This window comes from Listeria sp. ILCC792 (assembly GCF_900186135.1).
Lineage (GTDB): Bacteria > Bacillota > Bacilli > Lactobacillales > Listeriaceae > Listeria > Listeria goaensis.
The window spans coordinates 343642-364994 of the sequence record NZ_FYBO01000002.1; the positions used below are offsets into that span (position 1 = coordinate 343642).

A 21353-nucleotide genomic window follows, 5' to 3' on the forward strand; every position below is an offset into this window, starting at 1 on the left:
TTTATCTCACCTTCCTAGCTTGATTTTTTTTATCGAGCTTTTCGGTATCTAATCGTGGCTTTTCGTATTCTAAGGCTTGTGGGCTGTCAGGGCTTCCTGCCGTCGTCGGGTCAATAATAAGCCCCCAAACAGCAAACAGACCAGTAACGACTGTAACTACACGTTGCAAGAGCTCGTTATAATCCCACGTAATGCCGAATACATATAGCCCCGCTTGAATAACAAAAAAGATAGCGGCAATCATCGCCACTACCCATGTTTTATTCTTGAAACGTACTTTCCAATTGATTTTCATTTTTTAAACACTCCTTAACATTTTATAATCCGTGCAAAAACCGAGTGACAAAATAAGTTATAGCGACCGCCCCCGCAACGCTAAATCCCCAAACAATGATGCGATAAGACATTTTATACTTATCTATTTTTAACTCGTGAATTTGTTTTTCGTGGTCTTTTATTTCTTTCAAGACCTCTCCAAGACCGTTGCGGACGGCGTTTTCCATCATGAGCGAAAGAGTGTCCTCGTTTAACACGCGGTTATGTTTGACCTCTTCAAACTCTTCTTGCATTTTACTTATAACCGCATTGGACTGCTGAAGGTCTTCTTTTAGCGATTCCACGCATTTTTCATTGCTTTGAATTCGCTTATTTAAAGTGAGATAATCCGCATTAGAAATTTTTACTTCTTGATTCATCTTCACCACCTCTTTCCCAATTAGATAAACATCAATTCGTTATCACCTTTGTGAAATATGAAATGCTGTCTAAACCGACATTGACCGTTGGCGCACCACTTGCCACGATTTTAATTTCACCGGCCGCACTCAAGTATACATTTGATTGATTAGATGCAGAAGTGGACTGTTGTGCCGCAGGAAATACCTTATTCCAGCTTGTGTCTGGCTGTAAATAATCGGGAACTATTGCGCACACTCCTGTTCCCGAGCTTGTTCCCGCTCCAACAATTCCAGAGATATGAACGAGATAGCGGTTTCCAAACTTGGTGTAGTTTGCTGTTACTGGTATAAATGCAGTAAATCCGTTTAAAGTAGTTAAACTCACTGTTTGAACTGTTAATGCGTCGTTTAGCAAAGCTTGAAATTGCGCGTTATTAATTTGTTGCATCTCCCACCCAGTCCAACTGTCGCCCTCGCGTCGATTATAAATCACAACATTAGAATCATATGCTTGATAAGTGGCTTTCGCAAAACCACTTGAATGCATTTGCACGTCTAAATAACCATTTGCGTTTAAATTAAAAGGAACATTTTTAGAAAGATTCACATATCCATGAAACGTTGAGGTTATACTTGCATCGAGATTGTTAAAGTCGACTTGTTGCTTAATCAAAAGCTTACCTGCTGAATCAGTCAAGAGATACTCTTGAACTTGATTTTCTTTTGTATAAATGTCAAAGTCATTTACAGTAATAAGCCCCTTCATTCCATTGCGAGATAACGAAATTAAATTTTTGGGTGTGACAGTTTTCCCTATTCTAGACGCGCCATTTACTACCGATTTACACCAAATGAAGTCTGCTGGTGCATATCCGTACACATAGCCATCACTGTAGCTTGAAATCGAATAACGAGAATCGCCGACTGAATCGCCACCAACGACAAACGTGAGAGTATTTTCAGTAGCGAAATTTGAACTATCATAACCTATCATAAAAGTAATTTCTGTCCCCGCTGTTAACCCAGTGCCAACATAATGCCTAATTGTTCCTAATTGAACATTTAACGCTTCTTGAGCGCCTAAATTAATTGTTCCAGTCATGTTATCGCCTTGCTTGCTTACATAACCGCTTTGAGATATTTCATTTTTCAAAATATCCATAGATTGCTGTAATTCGTCTTGTCTTGCGTCATTTAAGTCAAGTTCATCTTGCATACCAGTGATAGCATTTTGTAAATTTTGAAAATCACTAATCCAGCTTTCTGCTGCTATTGCTCCTTGGGATGGATCCGCTTTTACTGTATAACTAAAACGCAACATACTTGATAGCTCTTCCCCATTTTCTCCAGTTCTAGTAATAATAAATCTTGCAGTATCGTATAATCCCGGTAATTGTGTAGCTTGAGCGGGGAATGTGTAACTAAATTCACCATTTGCTAAATTAATTGGTTTAATAGTAGAATCTGATACATAGTTATTAGTATTTGCTATCAGTGTGAAAAATGTAATTGTTGCTTCTTCAAGTGATTCTTCTATCCCTTGCGTTTTAACAATAAGTTCGAGTGAATTATCATCCCCTTGCACAAGCTCGATAGGCACATGATTCCACGTTCTATTATTAATGTCGATTGTCACTTCAATTTTACGTAATGCCATTCGTATTGCCTCCCTCCTCAAGTTTTGAAACTCTTTCGGACAAATTTAAAACGAGTTTTTTAAGCTCGCCAACTTCTTCTTTCAACGCTTGATTTTCACTTTCTTTTTCTTTCGCATATTGATACAGCCACGCTACAGATTTATATAGATCAACTGATTTGTTATCCTCGCTCGTTAATTCAGTTGATGCTTGTTCCGCAATAAAACCTATTCGCTTTTCTTCCGCTTCATCTGCTTCAATCGTATACGTATAAACGTGTGTTTCTTTTATAACCTCTGTCGCTGACTTCCCAAATGTTTTCGATTTAAAAGTTCGAATGTTCGTTTTATATTTTTCAGAAGAAGCAGACTCAAACGTTAACGCTCGATGCGGCACATAACGAATTGAACCCCCTCCGCTTGTCCATGTCGTACGGTCAATAGACATTACTTTCCCATCAGCATCTGCTCCGATGCTACACCAGCCAGAACTTTGAATTAACGGGGTTTCAATGCCTGCAAACGGTGATAACCTAACAACTCTATCAGGATCAACAACCCCTGTAGATTCATTTACAGCCTCAATTACAAACCCTAAATCGCCACTGGTATTTAATCGCATTTGCATGGCTGGATAAGGCTGGTCATCTTTCTTAGCTGACAGGCTAAATGCGTTACCTGAGCCAATGCTTAATTCCTGCCGATATTGCGGAAATGGCAACGGTGGCATAAAACTTGAATAAATCACATCAAAATAACCTTCTGCTCCTTCTATACGTACTCCTTTGAAAGTATCTGCAACAATTGCTTTGGCATTAATGCCCATTGCAGTTATTGCACTTTCGTAAGTTTTCCCACCATCTGTCGAAACACCCATTCCAGAAGAATTTAAAACGACAAGGTTGTTAGCGTTATTTTTTTCAATTGCTACGATTCCTTGCTCAGTAAATTTAAGCTCGCTTCTAGCATTATTTAAAGCCTCCGAAGCAGAAACTATAAAATCTGTTAGCCATGAAGGAGGAATTTTACCCGTCCCATTGATAATGTCATCAATTGCATTTCCGTTTGAAATGTCTGTGGCTTCATTCTTATCAGCCATGTTCAGACTGCCACAAGTCACATCAATGCTAATTCTAGTGTTGTCGATGTCATAGCTAGACTTAACACTTATGATTCTTACTTTTTGCTGAAAATTCATTAGCTCATTTATAACAGTAATGTAATCGCCACATTTTGGCATTGCATATGGATATCCTGCCTCTTGTAGGTCCTCAACCGTTAAATTTAGACTAACAGAAAGCGAATTATCCACCTGTTCTTTTATTTTTGCTTCTAAGTTTTCTTTGATCGTAAAATTTTCGTTGGAGTAGGGCTTTCCTGCTAGAATGCCGTACTGTGCTGCAAGTGGCGAAGTATATTCGACCGTCAAACGTCCCTTTGTTTGGTCGTTTTCATCAAAGTAATCTCCATATCCTTTCATGTAAGTAATGAAATTTGAAAAGTCGGCTTCTACTCCGAAATCTTGTAAATTAAAACCCTTTCTTACAATTGTCGAAAGATCAGAACCGATTTTATCGTAAATATGAACAACCTTATCAGTAACTTCATATTCAACATCACCCGCGTTAATGATGTCCGCAAACAAACTCATTTTTGTGTCCATGCCCCAGTTTTCTTTGTCCAATGCCTCAACGTCTACGTAAAGTAAATAAGAATAACCTGTGTCAGCAAAAAGCTGTTCTAAATACCACTTGTACGGGTGTGATCCAGTTGTTGAAGTATCAATAACTGACTTATTGAACACATCGAAAAACTCATGTATTGCTTCAAATTCTAATATGACAGTCTCGCCGTCATCTTCACGGTACGTCATAGTAATTACATATTTTTCGTTTTGAAAAACTAGTGACCAACGCTTATCAATTTTATCAATAACACTAGAATCTAATTCAACTGTCCCAGAAATGGATTTTTCTCCGTTAACGCTGTGCGTGAAGTTAATCTCCGCTTGTGCTAAATATTCTTTCTTTCCTAGAGGGTCATAAAATGAATACAATGATATCCACCACCTTTACGCATATAATTCTTTGAAATTAACAACTTCTAGCTTGAAATCATCAAGTTTATTTGTTGTTACTGTATTGAAATAATTAAATGACGGAACTAAAACAAAATATTCATAGTTTGTTTTATCGTTGATATTTATAGCATTCTGCAAATTTGAAACACCGTTAAATTCAAAAACATCACCTTGTTTATAAGCGCCAGTAAATATTAACGTTCGATCATTTACAGTGAAATTTGCATTTGTTCCATCGCTCAAAGCAGTTGCTTTCAGTGTAAAAGGTGATTCTAGCTGATTACATGCAACCGTGCCCATATATTGAAACTTTTCATGTTGAACAAGCGCTGTTTTCTCGTCTGATTCTCCAAATGGCAAATCACTAGTTGTAAACGAAAGTTCTATTCTATAGACAAGCTTCTTTTCTGTAGCATTTTTTAACTCTGGTTTAATTACTGAATCTAGATACACTTTATAGTGATACGGATAAGAATATTTCATTCTTTCTGATTCTCGATTTGTTAAAATTGTTAAATCTCGAAAAGAATATAGACCAAAGCCCTCAAAATCATATTCTGTTATTTGAAAAGGCTTTACGCTTGAAAGTAAAGCGTAAAGCCTATCACGTTTTTCTTGCATTTCTCTTTTTGAATTTGCTTCTATTTCTGCACTAACTTTAATTTTTTTGGAAACTCTTTTTACATTTGTTGTTACAAATCCGCTTCTTGCCCGAATATCTTTTTGTGATACTGCTAATTCGGGTGATGAAACTTCAATATTAAAAACTTTTATTTGAAGATCAGATAAAAAAACCGTTTCTTTTTTGTTTTTAATTAATAAATCCATCAACGTCCATCACCTCTTATAGTATTTATTTTCACTCGAGCTTTTGCGTCTTCACGCTTAAGCCATGTCCGCACTTTGTCCCCTGTCCAATCTTGGTGCACATTAACAACGATAGGTCTTTCATCTGATTCATTTGGATATGTGCCAGTTCCAATGTCATTAGAATTTGTGTTAACTGTTCTTGATAGTTCAGTTTCGACCTTTATTTTTCCGTTTTCTGGAAAAAGTGAAGTGAAATCTAGTTGAGATTGAGAAGAAAAAGCATCAAAAATTGACCCTGTCATGCTTTTGACGGTCCCCATGACGTTTTTAAATTCATTTTCCAATCCTTTATTTAAGCCTTGCATAATAGCGTTTCCTGCTGGAATAAGCAACTTTCTGTCATAACTTATAGGTCCTTTATGGTCTTTAATCCAATCTGCTACTCCACCAATAAATTTCTTAACACCGCCAAACGCCGATTTCAATCCTTTTAAAAATCCATTAATAATTGCTTTACCAGCATTTACTAGAGAATCAGGGACGAAAACGCCTATAATCGCTTTAAGTAGATTCAAAGCGGCTGATTTTATTGCTCCTTGCCTAGAACTGATCTTGTTGGCTAGTCCGTTTACTAAATTTATACCAGCATCAAGCAATCTCCCTGAAGTTTGGACAATCCCGCGAACCATTGCATCAACTAAATTCATTGCCGCGCTTACAATTGCAGGTATTTTCTTAGCAATACCGTTCAAAAATTTAACAATGATATTCACACCTGCGTTTACAATCTTTCCTAAATTATTAGCAATACCGTTCAAAAATTTAGCAATTAAATTTGCGCCTGCTGTTACAAGTTTGTCGATATTTTTAGCAATTCCATTTAGAACGCTCACAACAAATTTAACGCCTGCCTCTACTAAAGCAGGGAGTTTCTTAATTAACGCATTAAGAAAGTTCACACCAATTTCTATAGCCTTTGTAGTAATTTTACCCATATTTGCCGCAATTCCGCTAAGAATCGAAAGAATCATTTGGATCCCTGCCTGCACGAGCTGAGGCATCGCATTTGCTAAAGTAGTCAAGAAAGTAGTCACCATATTTACAAATGTATTGATAATCAAAGGCATGTTCGCATTGATAACTTTTACAAATCCAACAATCATATTCGCAAACCCAACACCTAAAGTTGTCAGCGTTGGAATTATTTCGGTCATATGTGCACTAAGTGTTACAATTGCATTTATTAACATGGCAAGTCCTGCGCTTGCCGCCGCAATCGAAAGACCAATAGCAGCAACTGCCGCACCAAATACACCAATACCTAAAGCGTTAGCTGTTAAGGCTGGTCCCAGCAAGGCAAATACACCAGCCAGTGCCGCAATCGCTACAGTAACTGCTGTGACAGCAACAATACCCTTCGTTCCAGTCTCTGCAAGCCTAGCAATCCCAGCCGCAAACACACCAATTCCCGCTGTTACTAGTCCAATAACAGCGCCAATTTTAACAAGTGAGGTACCCATCCCACCCATGCTTTTTGTTGATGATGAAAGTGGTTTAGTTAGAGAAGAGAAAGTCCCTTCCATTTTTGAACCCACTTTTGAAAAAGCTTTGAATGGATTCAACGCACCTAATATTTGTTTACCGAATTTCATAAACAAACCAATTAAAGCTGTAATGCCACCTGCAAGACCAAATGTTAGTGCGTCAGGATTTGAAAACGCCTTCTTAAGCGCGTCCCCAACTGTTTTTATAATGTTTCTGAATGTTTCTGAATGCTTATAAAGCTGAACAAATCCAACAACTAATAAAGAAATTGCCGCTATAACTAAAAAAATTGGACTTTTTAACAGTCCAAATCCTTTACTCAATAATGAAATGGACTTGCCCGAATTACCAAGCAATCCAATTGCTGTTGCCGCCGTCTTAACATTTGCTGTAAACATCATAAGCTTTCCAGTTATTAGCATGATTGGACCAACTGCCGCCGCAATCCCTAACAAAGTTAAGATAAAATTTTGAACTTGTGGTGACGCATTTGTGAATTTATCGACCATTTTCCCGATAAAATCTGCTACTTTTCTAATTGTTGGCGCTAACTTATCCCCTATCGTGATTGCCGCCGATTCTAATGAACCTCCAAGTTGCTCAATAGCAGATTTAGCATTATCTTGCATAGTTTTAGCCATTTTAGCCGCTGACCCATCTGAATTTTCAAGGCTTTTAGTTAGCTTGTCTAGCTTTCCTTTTTGCGCATTAAGGAGGATATTCATAGCGCGCCCACCCTGAACACCATACATTTGAGAAATGTAATAGCCTTTTTGTTCATCAGTCATACCAGAAAGTTTGCCTTTCAGTTCATGAACTTGTGTAGAAAGTGACTTCATGCGCCCCTTGCTATCATAAGCATTGAACCCGATTTGAGCCATTGCGTCAGCCGCTGCTTTTGAGGGATTTTGAATTTTCGTCAGTGCCATACCCAAGTTCGAACCCGCCATTGACCCTTTTACACCTGCATCGGATAACATACCAATGGCTGCTGCTGTTTCTTCAAGTGATAGCCTTGCTCCATGCGCTTGAGGAGCTACCATTTTTAACGCCTCGCCCATATCGTTTGCTTCTGCATTTGTATCAGCCGCTGCACGTGCAAAAACGTCTGCTACGTGACCCGATTTACTCGCTTCTAGACCAAATCCATTTAGCGCAACAGCCGCGTTTTCTGCCGCATTTGCAACATTTCCACCGGATACAGCTGCTAAATCTAAAACGCCTGGCATTGATTTCATAATTTGCTGTGGCTTCATACCTGCACTTGCTAGATTCTCCATGCCTTCCGCTGCTTCTTTAGCGCTAAAAGCTGTTTTAGCCCCTAAGGAAATAGCTTGTTTTTTTAGTGCTTCTAACTCCTTACCTGTTGCACCTGAAATCGCTTGAACGCGCGACATTTGCGCACCAAAGTCCATTGATACTTTACTCGCTACCACTCCCATTGCCATAAGCGGTAGTGTAACCCCTTTTGTAAGGCTACCTCCAACATTTCCAAGTGTTTTCCCAACTGCTCCCATGCTAGTTTCTGTTCCTTTTTTAAAAGCTTCAACAGTACGTTGTGCGTTTTTAAAAACAGGGCTAAAACTTGAATCAACTGCTTTAAGTACCGCTGTAACAGAATAAGATTCCCCCAATCACCTCACCTCTTCCTGCTTTTTCTGCCTGTACTCTGCTAAATTATTTCTAATTTTCCTCAGTCTTTCTTGTTCAAGTAGTTTCTTTGTACCTTTTTCGTTGTATGGAACGTATTGAGGATTGAAAGACTGCTTAATTTTAGTTTCTTCTTTTTCGTAATTGAAAAAATCCGAAAACCTCTCATACACTGGTTTTCCTGTTTTGCCTTTAGTCGCTTTTACAACTTGATTAAACCAAGCTGACATTGCCAAATCTCGCTCTTTATCAAGCGATTTCAAACGGAATGCTTCCATTCTTATTTCATATTCAACCTGCGTCATTCGTTTTATTTCGTTGATAGCATGAAAACCTAAAAAGCGAAGCGAATTTACTAACATTTCGTGGTAAACTCGCTCGCTTTCTTCCCTTATATCGGTTAGGCTTCCTCCGCTTGATTCAATTGCGCTGTTTGAAGGTTCTCTTCCGCTGTCTTCAATGCTAACTTTGACACGTTAGATTCTCGTAATTCTTTAAGAACACCTTCAAACACTTCTTCGATGTTGTCGCAAGATTCTAAGTAAGAATCTAACTCATTTTGTGAAATTTTCGGCGTTTCTGTTGCGTTTGCATTTTTCAAAATATCAGAAAGAATAACCACATCATTGCTAAGTAAAAGCGGTAATGTTGCATTCAATCCAAACCCAAATTTAAGCCCATTTTGATTAATTGAATATTTCTTGTCGAGTTCACGAACAAAGCCAATTCCAAATTTAAACATATATACCGTATTATTAATTTTCAGTTCCATTTTATTGCTCCTTATTTTTTAATTTTTAGGTTACGCTGTTGGTACTTCTGTATACACAGATAAATCGCGGAAAGCGTAGCTTACTTCTTCTTCTTGGTCAGCAGTAAGAGTTAACTCTCCTCTTGCTCCGCTTCCAATAACGCTAAAGTCTGCTTTATTTGTCGAATTTCCATCAGCATCATGGTCTTCTTCTATATTTGTAACATTTACTTGGAAATACCAAGCCTTATACTTGCCCTCAGTTGTTTTGCTAGAACGGTCAATCTCCCAAATTTCCACAATCTCATCTTTTTCAATCGCTTCAATTAGTAAATCATTCAACGGATCATCGCTAAGAATATTCTCCACACTCGCTTCAACAGTTAAAGGTGAAGTTGAGTTGACATTTCCGTCTTTAGTCGCTGTTGAATCTGAATCGCGCGAGCGAGTAAAATTATGCGTAGTTTGAAGCGCTAGTTTAATTCCCGTTTGTTCTGCCGCTGTACTTAACAATCGAAAAGCTAGAAATGTATTTGTACCTTGTTTTGCAGTGTATTCCATATTTATCTACTCCATTCTTAAATTAATCTCATATCAATCGAAAAAACCCCGTGCCATAAAAACGTGTCCGCGACAGAAGTGTCACCCACCATTTGGCTACTTGCCGAATTAAAAACTGCTTGAAATTTATAATGGTCCGTTTGTTTTAGTTCTCTAGCAACCATAAGAAAACAGGTAAGCATATCACTCACCTGTTTTCTTTGCTTTTGCTCTCCCCAAGCGTGAAGCAAAATATTAATATTTCCGCTAATGTAACTTTTGTTTGCCTCTGCAACTAACTGTGTATTTCCAACAACTGCGAAGGGATATTTTGTTTCTTTCGGTGGCAAGTAGTCAAATACTCGGTAGCCTTCCTTTTCTAATGCAATAAAAAAAGCATCAAACAATTCTTGTTCAGGTGCTATCATCGGTATAGTCATTTGTTCACCTCATTAAATCCTTTAATTCCTTTACAAACTCACCTTTGGTATCATTGAAAGCTGGTCCAACATGCGGTGTTCCAGCTTGAAACCTCGTACCATTTTCTTGATAAGGAGCATATTCCGCATCACTTGAAACAACAGCAGATTCGCCGTTTTCCTCGAGCTCAAGAAAAATATGGTTCTTCAAAAAACTTGTATCCACCGGTGCATATTTTTTTGCCCGTTGTTGCATCACTGCACCTTTTTGTTTCACAACTCGCTTAACAGCTTCATGTGATACACCTTTTCTTAACGCCGCTTCTAGTCCTTGAATACCGTTTAATTTCAATTTATTTCACCTCGCCAACGAGTAAAACACTTGTTTTCAAAGGGAAACGGGAAGTTTTTAATTCATATTTTTTCTTATCAATCATCAAGTAATCAAAAATAGGGGCTCTTTGTCCTGCTATTCTAACCACTTTCACATTTTGATTGTAGCTTCCAAAAAGCTCTTTTGTTCGATTTGTTCCGACATCTGTAACGTTGCAAAAAACCTTTTCAATAAGTCTATCAGCACCGTATTCGTGTGTTGCAGGATTATATTTCTTATCCTCTTCCCAAAATTCAACAGCAGTGTCAAAACGCATATTTCACCCTCCGAACGGATTAATAAACTTAACCGCTTTTTTTGACTTGTTTTTTTTGTCAATATAGCGGTTTATATCATCTGAAAACTCATCAAAATCGCTTGTGCTGAACGTTATTGATTCGCCTTCTTGAGAATATGCAGTCATTCCCTCGTTTTTAATGCGATTAAACCGTTTTATAGCAACTTCCGTTACAATGTAATTCAGCTGGTCTGGAACTGTGCTCTCCTCAATTTTTTGAAGAAGTCGCTCTTCCGTCATTCGTTTTATCACTTCTATTTTCTCTTCAAATGTTCCAGAAATTAAAACTTCAATATCATTCATTATCAATTTCCGCTTGCTCTTCTATAATTGGCGATTTCAGGGCGTTCTTATCGCCTAAAAGCTCATTCAAACGAGTTTTGGTCGGTTTCTTTGCACCTTTACGAGGGTATTCTGCACCAATTTCATAAATATACTTACTATCATTTTTATCAGAAAAAGCTTGAATTACTTTATACATGTTCACGCCTCCTTAATCTCGAATCTCGTTTATTATGCTACTGGTGTTTCAGTAGTTCCGATTGCTACCTTAACAACGCCGTCTACCACTTCTGGGAATAGTGTAATTCCTGTAAAAATTGAGGATTGGTCTGTTAAATTTGTTGTATTATCATCTTTTACAAGCCCAATCAGTCCAAGCTCATCAGATACAACTTGTTTATTGTGGAAAATTTTACTTGCTTCTCCGTTTACATCGATATAGGCAAGATTAATATTATCTTGTACAGTTGCATATACAGCGCCTTGTGGTACTGAATTGTTGATCATAACCGTAACGTTCGTAAAACCTTTTAGAAGAGTTAGACCAAAACCAACAGCTTCCCCATTAGTAATCACGGCATCACCTAAATAATCTCCAGCATCGAGCGGGTTAATGAAAACAATTACACCAATTTCTTCATCATCGAATAAATCACCAAGTTTGCCCCACGCCTTTCCAAACGCTTCTTGTAAGCCTGAAACTGTGCCTAAATCTGTTGGAGCTGTTGCTAAAAAACTAAAGAAATCCGTGCGCACATCTTTTTGGATTTTGTTCAACACTTTTCTATCCGTTTGGTTCGCCGCTAAGTCATAACCTACACGTTGAACTTCTTCGATGGAAACAGATTTACGATATTTTTTGAATCCTACCTCAATTTCACGGTCCTTCACACGTCCAACATGTGTAAGTGGAATATCTGCACCTTCTGCTACAATACCTTGTGCGGCATTTGCATCGGTCGGTAAAGTAACCGTGAATTTCCACATTTGGATTTTATTTCCCTGCTTTAACGGCTGCGGACGTGTAATACCTAGCGCCGCTTTCAACTTATCTAAGCTCGTACCAAATTTATTTACAAAATCAATTGCTTCTACCTCTCCCATATCAGGAACTTTAATTAAATTTTCTTCTGCCATTTTACATTCTCCTTCGTTTTAAAAAATTTATTTGAATAAATTAATATTCTCAGCAATAGCTTTCTTTCTCTCGAAGTCATCTGGAATATTCATGATTTCTTTTTTAGACATCGTTTTTGTTGTTTTCCCCGAACTTCTTGGTGTTTTTCCTTTTAGTAAAGTTTGAACTGCTGATTCTTGAACTTGATTCGCAAAATCAATCAAAGCCTTAGCGTTTTTATATGTCATATCTGACTCGTTTGAAACGACCATGCTTAAAACATCGTCTGTCACGGACAAGCCTGCTTCTTTAAATACAGCATCAGTTTGCTTCACGGTTTCCGCTCTTGCTAATTGTGCTTTTAACCGCTCGATTTCTTTTTCTTGCTCGGCACGTTCCGCCATTTCTTTATCTTCAACAGATAGTTCTTTGACATCTTTTTGTTTTTCGAGTTCAGAAATACGCGACTGCGCTTGTTTGAGTTGCTCAGCAAATTCATTTTTATCAGCTTGTTCTTTGCCAATTCGCTTCTGAAGTTTTTCGACAACTTTATCAGCTTCAAGCTTCGGTTGTTCATCAGCCGGCACTTTTGAATCAACCGAGTTACTTTCTTCCGCCGCTTGTTGTTCATTATCTTCTAAAGCTTCTTTTATTTCTTCTGCCATTTAAAACGCTCCTTTCACGCATTTAAAGCCTTGGGAGGCTATTAATTTACTCAGGTTGTTCTTTTACGCCTGCAACAGCACGGAAAAAGGCGTGCAATCACGCATAAGCCGCTAAACTACATCTACAACATGGGTGGATTGGTGGCTTAGGTGCCTTTTCAAGAGAGTATATCCCGTTGTTAGCACTTGCGATATCTGCGCAATTTTCGCATGCTGTCGGCTCAGCAATAAACATGACTTTTGTGTATCCATTTCGCTTAAAGCTACCTATTTGTGCATCAGTTTGCACTCGTGCCGTTTCAGTGCGAAGAAGTCGTTCAATCGTATATCGTTTATTTGAAACTTCCTCACGCACATTTTTCATTAATTCTCTGGCTAATGTTTTGGGATTTGTTCCTTGAACCATCGCGCGGCTTATAATAGCATCTAAACGTGCTTTTAATTCATCTTGGCTAACCCAAAGACGGTCCGACCATGTCGCACCGTTAAAACTTGCATTTAAAACTGCATTTAATTTAGAAAGCATACTAGTACTTTTGTTAAGTCCTAATATGCCAGCTTGGCGCTCCATCTCATCAACGTAACTTTGTGATAGCCATTGTTTAAGAACCGCTTCTTCTTTTAAGTGGAACTCGATTAATTCAATGCCTATTTTCGCTTTTAAATACTCTAGTCGATTGATTCGCATTGTTGCGTTGTACAATTTAAGGCGCGCATTTGCGTATTTACTAAAGTCTTTATCTTTAACCATTCGCTTTGCAATTCTTTCAAAAGATGCTATATCAGCTTTAGAAACTTTTTTTAAAACCTTTTGCATGGATAGACCTGTAGCGTCAGCATATTTTATATAATTTTGGTTGATTTCAAGTTCAAGCTGTTTGATTAGCTCTTGACATCGCTTTTCAAGTTGGCGAGCATACGCACGGTCATTTTTAATATTTTGTTCAATCCACTTTTTTTCTCGTTTAATCCAATATTCTTCATTCTTCGGCATCTATATCACCGCTTGTTTTCTCGAAATCGTATGATGAAGGAGAATTTTTAACAGCGTTGTCAACCTCATCATTTTGTTCTTTTCGCATTCGCTCAATTTCCGCTTTTGGGTCATCGACATATGACAATACAGAAAGTTGTGTCTCTTTTGAAACAATACCGTTTAGCGCTTGCGCTGTGCCTGCTTCATCTGCAGCATTAACTGGAAGATTACGATAGAATTTAAAATTGAGTTGTTGCCACGCATCAGGTGAATTTGTTACTACGCCAACTGAAAAAACAATTTTATATAACTTCCGCAAACACTGTGTAAATTTACGTTCCTTTACTGCTGCTAAATTTCGCATTGGCAATAGTTTATATTCAAGAGAAACACCTGAACTGTTACCCGCAAATGATTCATCGTTAATATTTGCTATCATGCTGATTTGATAGTTTAAATTCATCAACCGATCTAATAAATTTTCTTGCATTGTGTCTCCATCTGGTTTTTCGATGAATTCAACCACTGCATCTTTTGCATCTGGGTCGCTTGAATATATCATCTGGTTTCCATCAATATTCGCTTTCGGCGTCCCGTCCTCGTTCTCTTCAAGCGCAAGACCTAATACTTTTAAATAAGCATTATCAAAGTACTCAACTTGATTTGCTTTCTGACTTAACGCTTTGTTGTGAGCATTGATAATTGTTGCAACATTGTCATTAAGCCCCTGTCTTTCTTCATTATCGAAAAATTCAACAGCGGGCACCTCACCATAAACATTCACACCCTCGCTTGAAAGCGTGTAATCGCTGTTAAATGAGTTAATTTCTGTCGCACTATAACATTGCCCTTCAAGTTCGTTATCTTCGTTATAAAAGTAGCGAATGAAATAAAGCGGACCACGTGAAATAGAATCCGAATAAATCATAAAAGACTCGAGAGGTGAGTTATACGCTATGCAAGTTTCAGATTCTTCATTCTGATACAAAAAAGCAATCGAACGTCCGAAAATACTCGATTGCTTACTTATTTCAGTTAATTTATCTTGTACAGAATTAATGCTATTCCATAATTGCAAAGCTTCATTATTCGCTTGTTCATCTAGTGTAATTTTAGGAGGGATACCCATAAAAAATCCGTTAAATGTTTCAATATTGTAATGTGCTAGATTCCCCACTATTCGATTGTCTGGACGATTTCCGCCTTTTTCTTGTTGAGTTAATATTTCATGGTTACCAAGATACAAATTTAACTTACTTTGATAAGATGGCACTAAACTTTGATGTGCCTTAACAAACCCCTCTAAATCTTCGCTTGTCAATTCTTCATCTGAAGGAAAAATAAATATATCTCCTTGAAGAATTGAACCTTTCCCATCAACCTTTATTCCTGTATTTGCGATAATGAAAACCCCCTTTAAAATAACGTATTTTTAACAATTGTTGCATTCGCTTTGCGTACTAAAATTGTGTAAACGAAATACCGAAGTGCGTCCATCGCATGGTCATGTTCTTTTATCGGCTTATCTTCGCCACGTTGTTCTGCTTTGCTGTCCCAAATATAACTTGCGAACTCTTTAAACAAATGCTTACAACCAGAATCAAACTTTATTTTCCCTGTGTTCATTGCTGTTTGCGTTTCCCGAATACCATTCAGCACATCATTTACACCTTTGATAACAGTAAAGCCAGCTTTTTTTAGTGCTGCTATAAATGAAGCGGCGGAAGGGTCCACAATGATTTTAGGTTTTAAATCACCTACGAACTTCTTTAAATCATTTAAATACTCTTGATCATCTTGTTGTTTACTACTGTCACGACCAGAATAATAATACTCTTTGATACAGTACCAGACACCATCAGAAAGACCCCACAACAGAAATACAGTGGGGTTCATTGTTCCATAGTCGCATGAAACATAATAACGCGAGAACGTCTTATTTTCGGGTATTTGAAGCGTCATAGCATCTTTATCAAAGTTATCATAAATAATGCCCTCAGAAAGCACCCACAAGCCTAGAATGTAACGCTGATAGAATACGCCTGAATACATGCGTTTATATCTATCTTTGACACTGTCGCTTAGTGAAGGGTTATCGTCCATCGTAAAATGGATATGGAGGGCATTCTTTTCTTTTAGCTTGTCTATCCATTCAAGCTTATACCAGTGATAAGGTCCATCAGGATTCATATTGAACCATAATTTAGAACCGTCTACCGAGCAACGAGCGGTTGCTTGGTTTACAAAAGATTGTGGCATAAGTGCAACTTCATCAAAGAAAAAACCCGCGCAAGTCAGACCTTGCACGAGGTCTTGGGAAGCCTCATCTTTTCCACCAAAAACAAAGAAATAGTTCGTTACACCATTTTTAGTTATTTCTAAAAGGTTGTCAGTTCTGCGGTCTTTAACGTTATAGCCTCTTCCTGCCAGCATCACTTTAAGAGGTCTCACAACATTTCTTCTAAAACTCCCTATTGTCTTGCCAGCCATTCCAAATTGTTGTGTTTCGAAGTTATGCATCGCCCACAAAACGAATGAGAGGGACATAATTAACGTTTTGCCTGAACGCACTGAACCATCACAAATAATCGATTCATAATCTCTTGCACCTTCATAACGCCACCAAGTCAGCACTTGTAATTGTTTACGAGAAAAAGGAGTAAATTTGAATATAGTTTTATTCATTTTCCCACACCTCTTCAATCGCGTTATCAATAGCATCAATGAAACCATCGTCTAGAACTTCTGAGTTTCCACTTGTATTTGCATCTGGGGTATAGCCAGCTCTATCGAGTATGTCTTTTGCTGCTTGCAGCCTTACCATTTCCGAGCGAGCTTTCAATAATTTTTTTAACGTCCGTGTTGCATCGAGCGCAAATGAATGTAAATAATATCTAGTGTATTCATCTAACGCAGAAATGAAATTTTTTTGTTTTTTCCATCTGCTTATCGTTTCGGGGCTTACATCAATTTGCGACGCTATCTCTGCCTGTGTAAAATCTCCTTCAGCCATTAGTAGAATGCACTTTTTTTGCTTGTTGTTAAGCTTGTCAAAAAGCGGTAGTAATTGATTTTTATTGACTTTCTCCACTTACATATCACCACACTCCCTTATAAATAGGTTCACTTTGCGCTAAACAGGCACTTCCACATATCCGTATCCGTTGCATTTTTTGCATGTGATGCGATCGCTTTTCACCAGTTCTAGCAACGACAAAGTATTAGCTTTAAATATCTTTCCTTTGCCGTAGCACGTACCGCATTTGACTAATTCCATTTTTGGATATACAACTATTCCGCTTTCGAAATCTGCTCGCATCATATGTTCGAAGTTCATTTGAATCACTCCTTGCATAATAAAAAGCCCTCGGGTGAGGACTTATATAAAAATATTATTTTTTGACCATTAATTTTATAATATTAGAGATTATGGGTAGGCTTCTAATTGAAATTAATATACTACTAATTACCGCGGCATACCATATAGAACCAACGATAATTAAAACATATTCAAGAAAAATAACATTTAAATTCAAGGTAATTGAGTTTCCTATATTCAAAAGATATCCTGAGCTAAACTTAAGTACTATCCCTATAATAAGAATTACTAGTTGGAACAAGATTGCAAATGAAAAATAATCAATTATTTTATTTGTAGTGTCTTCGCTCACCATTTTCATATTTGCTGTACCTATAATAGATAAACTAGCTGTATTAAATCCTGCTAATATAGCCATTACATTCACAATTATGTCAGTAGAACTTAATATTGATTTAGCAAATCCAATGTTACTCCATTCAGTTTTTACGCTTGTTATGCTAATTAAAATTAAAATGAGTATAAATGGCAACAATAAATCTATCACCTTTTCTTTGCCACTTGACGCCCTATAATAATTTTTCAACAACTTAAATTTTTGTCTCTTCCTTTTCTTCTCTATTATTTCTTCTCCGAAATCTCTATCTAACCTATTATTCAATGAGTACCCCTCCTAAGGATTGACTACGAGTTCACTAACCTTATCCTGTTCAAATATATCTGTTTCATAGTACTCTTCTATGTATTCTTGTATTAAATCCACTAAATTGTTAAAGAACATTCCAATATTAACATATTCGCCTTCAATATCTACATCCATATCGAATTCAAATTTTTTAGTAATATTATCCTTTGTTAATATTTTTGTTCCCCTACCGATACTGCTACCAGTTATCACAAAATCTTTTATCTCATGAGATTGATAAATCGTTTTAACCATTTCCTTTATGTTTTCAATTTCTAAGCCTCTTCCTCTCTCATCCATATGATATTCAACAGAAACAACATTTTGACCTAAGCTAGTACCACCAGCTGCTATATTCAATAAATCTTCAATTTCTATTTCACAGCTCTCTATGCCACGATTTTTTTTGCGCGGTTCTACACGTTTTATAATTTTAAATCTTTTTATTCTAGCAAACTCATCTAATTCGTCAAATAAATCTTGACTCGGTAAGGGATTGATATAAACTATTTTAGTTTTATGCATTTCAATTGAATCTTTTGTTTCTTTATTATAGTTCACTTCATTAAATTGATCTATATAATCATACATCAATTTTTTGTTATGATAGAGTAAAGAATTCAATAGTTTCGAATTAAATATTTTGTCATAGTCTCTTTCAATTAATATAACACCTGTTGTCTTATTAATTATAAAATAAATTTCATTTTTCAAACCCTGATTCATCTTTTTTTTGCTACCACCACTCAAATCATCCTCATTTATTATTTGCTGAGTCTTACCAGATTTAAAGACCAATAATTTACCGAAACCATAAGAACTGATATCGTTTTCACTATATTCCAATAACGTGATACTCCTATTGTCTATCTTTTGTTTTATCTCAACCTCTCCATAATTCAAAAGAATTTCAAAATATTTACTGATTACTTCGTGATCATATCGTCTAATATCAACACTTTCCTCACCCTCTATTTTATAAAATTTAGGAGTTGAAAGTCTAAAGCCAACTAACTCAACCTTTTGAGTTTTATGTCTTATCTTTGTTTCCATCGTCATTCCCTACCTTTTTGTGTTTTTATTTTTAGTATACAACACAAAAACCTCCTGTTCAATTGTTAATCGATTAAACAGGAGGAAAAAAGGTAGTTTCCGCGAGCGTGTTTTACATCCAGTGCGGATAGGATGGGCTGTAATCGAAGTAAACAAATACCACATTATAAATTAAGAGGATTTGTACTTGCTATCGTCCATTTTTGTACACAAGCGCATAATATTTAGATAAGTGTTATAATTAACCCATTCTAACAGTCAGGAGGTGAAATGATATGTCACAACACACAACTGGCGAAAAGCCTGGTAAGGGTACTTATACTTGTGCCGCATGCGGACATAAAGTGGTATTAGACGATACAACAGATACTCTACCACCTTGCCCACATTGCAACAAAACCACGTATACTAAATGATTGACGAAAGGAGCAGGCGATTGTCTGCCCCTTTTATTTTAAAGCCATTCGTTTTTGACTTAAGCAGTGACATGTTCCAAATAAATTCACTTGTAACCATGATACCGCGTAGCGATTCCCCGCTTCGTCACTGTACTTTGTGATGTGATGTTTCAGCATTTTTCATCCCTCCTAACATGATGTAGCATAATCCACACTAACGCTTCACGAGGATAGGTTATGATGTGGATAAGCTACTAATGCTCAATTTCTTCATACTAGCATTATAACTCATGAAGATGTCTGAAATCTGCCCGAAAAACGCCCGATTTCTGCCTGATTTCTGCCCGTTTTTAAAATTCCAGTAACTCCCCATGAGCATAAGCTTCTGCAAACATTAATAATGACTTCTTTTTTAACTCGCGAAAGTTCCCACCATATTTTCTAACAATCTCTTGAACCTCTAACTCGGTGTATTCGTTTTGTGTTAAAAAAGAATATTTTATGATTTCTTGGCTTAATTGATTTAGTCGATTTACAGCAAAATCTATTTTCGCTACTTCCTCAATTGCTTTATTTCCGTTAATGCGATTGATAACTATATCCTCAATCTGCGAGCTATTGTTTATTGGTCCTTTTGGTTCTGATGAATATCTAGCTGTCAAGCTTTGAGTAAACTCGGTACCAGCAATACGTTGCAAAGCTCGATAGCATGAAAGCACCTGCTTAGCATTTAAAACCGTTTTATGAACGTTTATTTCTGGCAATAAACTCAACATTTCAACACCCCTATGCTATAATAGACTTGTTCAATTCCTATTAGCTGGGGCGCATGCTCTGGCTTTTTTAATCCTCAGAAACTACTAGATAACCACCACTTCTAGAGCCTCCAAAACATAGATTTCCCGAATCGCATAGTAGCAACAATTCTAAATCATTGAGGCTTGGAGCATTTTTTATAATGTTATATTTGGCGCGATGGTAACCAGGCTCTCTACCAATCACAACATCAAATTCATTCAAATCGACATCTGGATTTAAACGAAGATCATTTCTATAAACCTTATATTTTTCCAACATTTGATTATAAATTTTTCTGTTTACTTGTATCTTTTCACCCTCGTTTTCACTAAATGCATATCCATTATAAATTTTCTCTTCAACCATCTTATATTCCTCCTATTTCCAGTTCCTTAACTGGGGTGCTGCCTCGGCTTTTTTTATTCAATCCCCATTTGTTTAAACGCCGCTAATACTGACAGTTGCGGTATGTCTTCTTTTTTAATTTCTGGATATTCTTTGAATATTTTATAGTACTTTTCAACAACTTTAGAATACTCCTCAACTAAATCTAACTGAAATGGCACTACTTTTTTTAGCTCTTCTACCATCATCTCTAATTCAACATCTGAAAATTTATCCATATTACCACTCCTTTTAATTAGGTCGCTTATTAAAAGTGGCGTTGACATTAAAATGGTAGATCATCTTCATTAATTTCTACGGGCTTAGAATCACTTGAATAAGCTTGTTTTTGAGGGTTTGCTTGTTGAGTTGAATTGCCTTGATTTTGTTTAAAATCGCTAGGGAAGTGTCCTTGTGCGTTCTTTGGCTCTAAGAACTGTACGCTTTCAGCAACAACTTCGGTTACATATACACGCTTGCCGTCCTGCCCTTCATAACTACGTGTTTGCACGCGACCATCAACACCAGCAAGACTTCCTTTCTTTAGAAAATTTGCTACGTTTTCAGCGGGTTTTCTCCAAACAACAATATTTATAAAATCTGCATCACGTTCCCCATGTTGGTTTGTAAATGTGCGGTTTACTGCAAGTGTAAATGTCGCGACTGCAACGCCAGAAGGAGTGTAGCGAAGTTCAGGATCTTTAGTTAAACGTCCTACTAAAATGACACGGTTCATCATTATTTATCAACCTCTTTTACTTCTCCAGATTTTCGGTGTTTAACAAACATCTTATCTTTCAAATTCTTAACGATAAGCCATTCGCTAACATTTAGACCATTTTGTTCTAATAATCGACTCTGTGCCACCGTGGGCTTTTTACCGTGTTTCATTCCGAT

General features: G+C 37.0%; 30 protein-coding genes. 1 reads left to right on the plus strand and 29 read right to left on the minus strand.

The genetic code is table 11. The features are described from left to right. Window position 1 precedes the first annotated feature (1 nt). From CFS60_RS04300 to CFS60_RS04410, 23 genes are all read right to left on the minus strand, one after another. Window positions 2–295, minus strand: coding sequence for a phage holin (locus CFS60_RS04300; RefSeq protein WP_088815437.1), 294 nt, complete (start codon window positions 293–295; stop codon window positions 2–4). 22 nt (window positions 296–317) lie between these two features. Beyond that, on the minus strand, window positions 318–695 hold the full coding sequence (locus CFS60_RS04305; protein ID WP_088815438.1) for a hypothetical protein: 378 nt from the start codon (window positions 693–695) through the stop codon (window positions 318–320). A 31-nt stretch (window positions 696–726) separates the two neighbouring features. Further along, entirely contained in the window at window positions 727–2334 is a 1608-nt protein-coding gene (locus tag CFS60_RS04310; RefSeq protein ID WP_088815439.1) for a BppU family phage baseplate upper protein, read from the minus strand. Continuing rightward, window positions 2321–4369 (minus strand): phage tail protein, encoded by a 2049-nt coding sequence (locus CFS60_RS04315; protein WP_088838874.1) that lies wholly within the window; start codon window positions 4367–4369, stop codon window positions 2321–2323. The genes CFS60_RS04310 and CFS60_RS04315 overlap by 14 nt, the downstream gene beginning before the upstream one ends. Before the next feature lie 15 nt (window positions 4370–4384). Beyond that, window positions 4385–5221: a phage tail domain-containing protein gene (locus CFS60_RS04320; protein WP_088815441.1), complete on the minus strand. Its 837-nt coding sequence runs from the start codon at window positions 5219–5221 to the stop codon at window positions 4385–4387. Then, window positions 5221–8382 carry a phage tail tape measure protein gene (locus CFS60_RS04325; RefSeq protein ID WP_088838875.1) on the minus strand — a complete coding sequence of 1054 codons (3162 nt, stop codon included), beginning with the start codon at window positions 8380–8382 and terminating at the stop codon, window positions 5221–5223. Before CFS60_RS04325 ends, CFS60_RS04320 begins: the two co-directional genes overlap by 1 nt. Next, window positions 8383–8760 carry a hypothetical protein gene (locus CFS60_RS04330; protein WP_088815443.1) on the minus strand — a complete coding sequence of 126 codons (378 nt, stop codon included), beginning with the start codon at window positions 8758–8760 and terminating at the stop codon, window positions 8383–8385. Between the two features lie 38 nt (window positions 8761–8798). After that, entirely contained in the window at window positions 8799–9170 is a 372-nt protein-coding gene (locus CFS60_RS04335) for a tail assembly chaperone (protein ID WP_088815444.1), read from the minus strand. Window positions 9171–9200: 30 nt separating this feature from the next. Continuing rightward, complete coding sequence (locus CFS60_RS04340; RefSeq protein ID WP_088815445.1) at window positions 9201–9710, minus strand: phage major tail protein, TP901-1 family; 510 nt, start codon at window positions 9708–9710, stop codon at window positions 9201–9203. 17 nt (window positions 9711–9727) lie between these two features. Then, the gene (locus tag CFS60_RS04345) at window positions 9728–10129 is read right to left on the minus strand and encodes a hypothetical protein (protein WP_088815446.1); all 402 of its coding nucleotides are present in this window, start codon (window positions 10127–10129) and stop codon (window positions 9728–9730) included. Between the two features lie 4 nt (window positions 10130–10133). Further along, window positions 10134–10460 (minus strand): HK97-gp10 family putative phage morphogenesis protein, encoded by a 327-nt coding sequence (locus CFS60_RS04350; protein ID WP_088815447.1) that lies wholly within the window; start codon window positions 10458–10460, stop codon window positions 10134–10136. Between the two features lies 1 nt (window position 10461). After that, window positions 10462–10758, minus strand: coding sequence for a hypothetical protein (locus tag CFS60_RS04355; RefSeq protein WP_088815448.1), 297 nt, complete (start codon window positions 10756–10758; stop codon window positions 10462–10464). 3 nt (window positions 10759–10761) lie between these two features. After that, window positions 10762–11082: a phage head-tail connector protein gene (locus CFS60_RS04360; RefSeq protein ID WP_088815449.1), complete on the minus strand. Its 321-nt coding sequence runs from the start codon at window positions 11080–11082 to the stop codon at window positions 10762–10764. Next, complete coding sequence (locus tag CFS60_RS04365; protein ID WP_088815450.1) at window positions 11075–11260, minus strand: hypothetical protein; 186 nt, start codon at window positions 11258–11260, stop codon at window positions 11075–11077. Before CFS60_RS04365 ends, CFS60_RS04360 begins: the two co-directional genes overlap by 8 nt. 32 nt (window positions 11261–11292) lie before the next feature. Beyond that, window positions 11293–12198 (minus strand): hypothetical protein, encoded by a 906-nt coding sequence (locus CFS60_RS04370; protein WP_088815451.1) that lies wholly within the window; start codon window positions 12196–12198, stop codon window positions 11293–11295. Between the two features lie 27 nt (window positions 12199–12225). Beyond that, window positions 12226–12843, minus strand: coding sequence for a DUF4355 domain-containing protein (locus tag CFS60_RS04375; protein WP_088815452.1), 618 nt, complete (start codon window positions 12841–12843; stop codon window positions 12226–12228). A 97-nt stretch (window positions 12844–12940) separates the two neighbouring features. Next, window positions 12941–13837 carry a minor capsid protein gene (locus CFS60_RS04380; protein WP_088838876.1) on the minus strand — a complete coding sequence of 299 codons (897 nt, stop codon included), beginning with the start codon at window positions 13835–13837 and terminating at the stop codon, window positions 12941–12943. Further along, window positions 13824–15140 (minus strand): phage portal protein, encoded by a 1317-nt coding sequence (locus CFS60_RS04385; protein ID WP_220387228.1) that lies wholly within the window; start codon window positions 15138–15140, stop codon window positions 13824–13826. Before CFS60_RS04385 ends, CFS60_RS04380 begins: the two co-directional genes overlap by 14 nt. A gap of 95 nt (window positions 15141–15235) precedes the next feature. Beyond that, window positions 15236–16504 (minus strand): PBSX family phage terminase large subunit, encoded by a 1269-nt coding sequence (locus CFS60_RS04390; protein WP_088838878.1) that lies wholly within the window; start codon window positions 16502–16504, stop codon window positions 15236–15238. Further along, window positions 16497–16910 carry a phBC6A51 family helix-turn-helix protein gene (locus tag CFS60_RS04395; RefSeq protein ID WP_088838879.1) on the minus strand — a complete coding sequence of 138 codons (414 nt, stop codon included), beginning with the start codon at window positions 16908–16910 and terminating at the stop codon, window positions 16497–16499. Before CFS60_RS04395 ends, CFS60_RS04390 begins: the two co-directional genes overlap by 8 nt. A gap of 42 nt (window positions 16911–16952) precedes the next feature. Beyond that, a complete protein-coding gene (locus CFS60_RS04400; protein WP_088838880.1) occupies window positions 16953–17156 on the minus strand; it encodes a hypothetical protein in 204 nt (67 codons plus the stop codon). A 55-nt stretch (window positions 17157–17211) separates the two neighbouring features. Then, window positions 17212–17799, minus strand: coding sequence for a hypothetical protein (locus tag CFS60_RS04405; protein WP_088838881.1), 588 nt, complete (start codon window positions 17797–17799; stop codon window positions 17212–17214). A 12-nt stretch (window positions 17800–17811) separates the two neighbouring features. Then, complete coding sequence (locus tag CFS60_RS04410; RefSeq protein ID WP_088838882.1) at window positions 17812–18876, minus strand: hypothetical protein; 1065 nt, start codon at window positions 18874–18876, stop codon at window positions 17812–17814. A gap of 275 nt (window positions 18877–19151) precedes the next feature. Here CFS60_RS04410 and CFS60_RS14130 point away from each other — a divergent pair, with 275 nt between their 5' ends. Further along, window positions 19152–19292 (plus strand): rubredoxin-like protein, encoded by a 141-nt coding sequence (locus CFS60_RS14130; protein ID WP_088838883.1) that lies wholly within the window; start codon window positions 19152–19154, stop codon window positions 19290–19292. A gap of 33 nt (window positions 19293–19325) precedes the next feature. Here the strand turns inward: CFS60_RS14130 and CFS60_RS14020 are convergent, their stop codons facing one another. The 6 genes from CFS60_RS14020 to CFS60_RS13890 all read right to left on the minus strand — a co-directional run bounded on the left by CFS60_RS14020 (window position 19326) and on the right by CFS60_RS13890 (window position 21347). After that, a complete protein-coding gene (locus CFS60_RS14020) occupies window positions 19326–19451 on the minus strand; it encodes a hypothetical protein (RefSeq protein WP_255387545.1) in 126 nt (41 codons plus the stop codon). 173 nt (window positions 19452–19624) lie between these two features. Beyond that, complete coding sequence (locus CFS60_RS04420; RefSeq protein ID WP_088838884.1) at window positions 19625–20050, minus strand: ArpU family phage packaging/lysis transcriptional regulator; 426 nt, start codon at window positions 20048–20050, stop codon at window positions 19625–19627. Window positions 20051–20117: 67 nt separating this feature from the next. Next, the gene (locus CFS60_RS04425) at window positions 20118–20438 is read right to left on the minus strand and encodes a hypothetical protein (protein WP_088838885.1); all 321 of its coding nucleotides are present in this window, start codon (window positions 20436–20438) and stop codon (window positions 20118–20120) included. A gap of 53 nt (window positions 20439–20491) precedes the next feature. Beyond that, window positions 20492–20695 (minus strand): hypothetical protein, encoded by a 204-nt coding sequence (locus tag CFS60_RS04430; RefSeq protein ID WP_088838886.1) that lies wholly within the window; start codon window positions 20693–20695, stop codon window positions 20492–20494. Between the two features lie 47 nt (window positions 20696–20742). Further along, window positions 20743–21195: a single-stranded DNA-binding protein gene (ssb, locus tag CFS60_RS04435; RefSeq protein WP_088838887.1), complete on the minus strand. Its 453-nt coding sequence runs from the start codon at window positions 21193–21195 to the stop codon at window positions 20743–20745. Then, window positions 21195–21347: a hypothetical protein gene (locus CFS60_RS13890; protein WP_179946596.1), complete on the minus strand. Its 153-nt coding sequence runs from the start codon at window positions 21345–21347 to the stop codon at window positions 21195–21197. The genes ssb and CFS60_RS13890 overlap by 1 nt, the downstream gene beginning before the upstream one ends. Window positions 21348–21353: the final 6 nt, after the last annotated feature.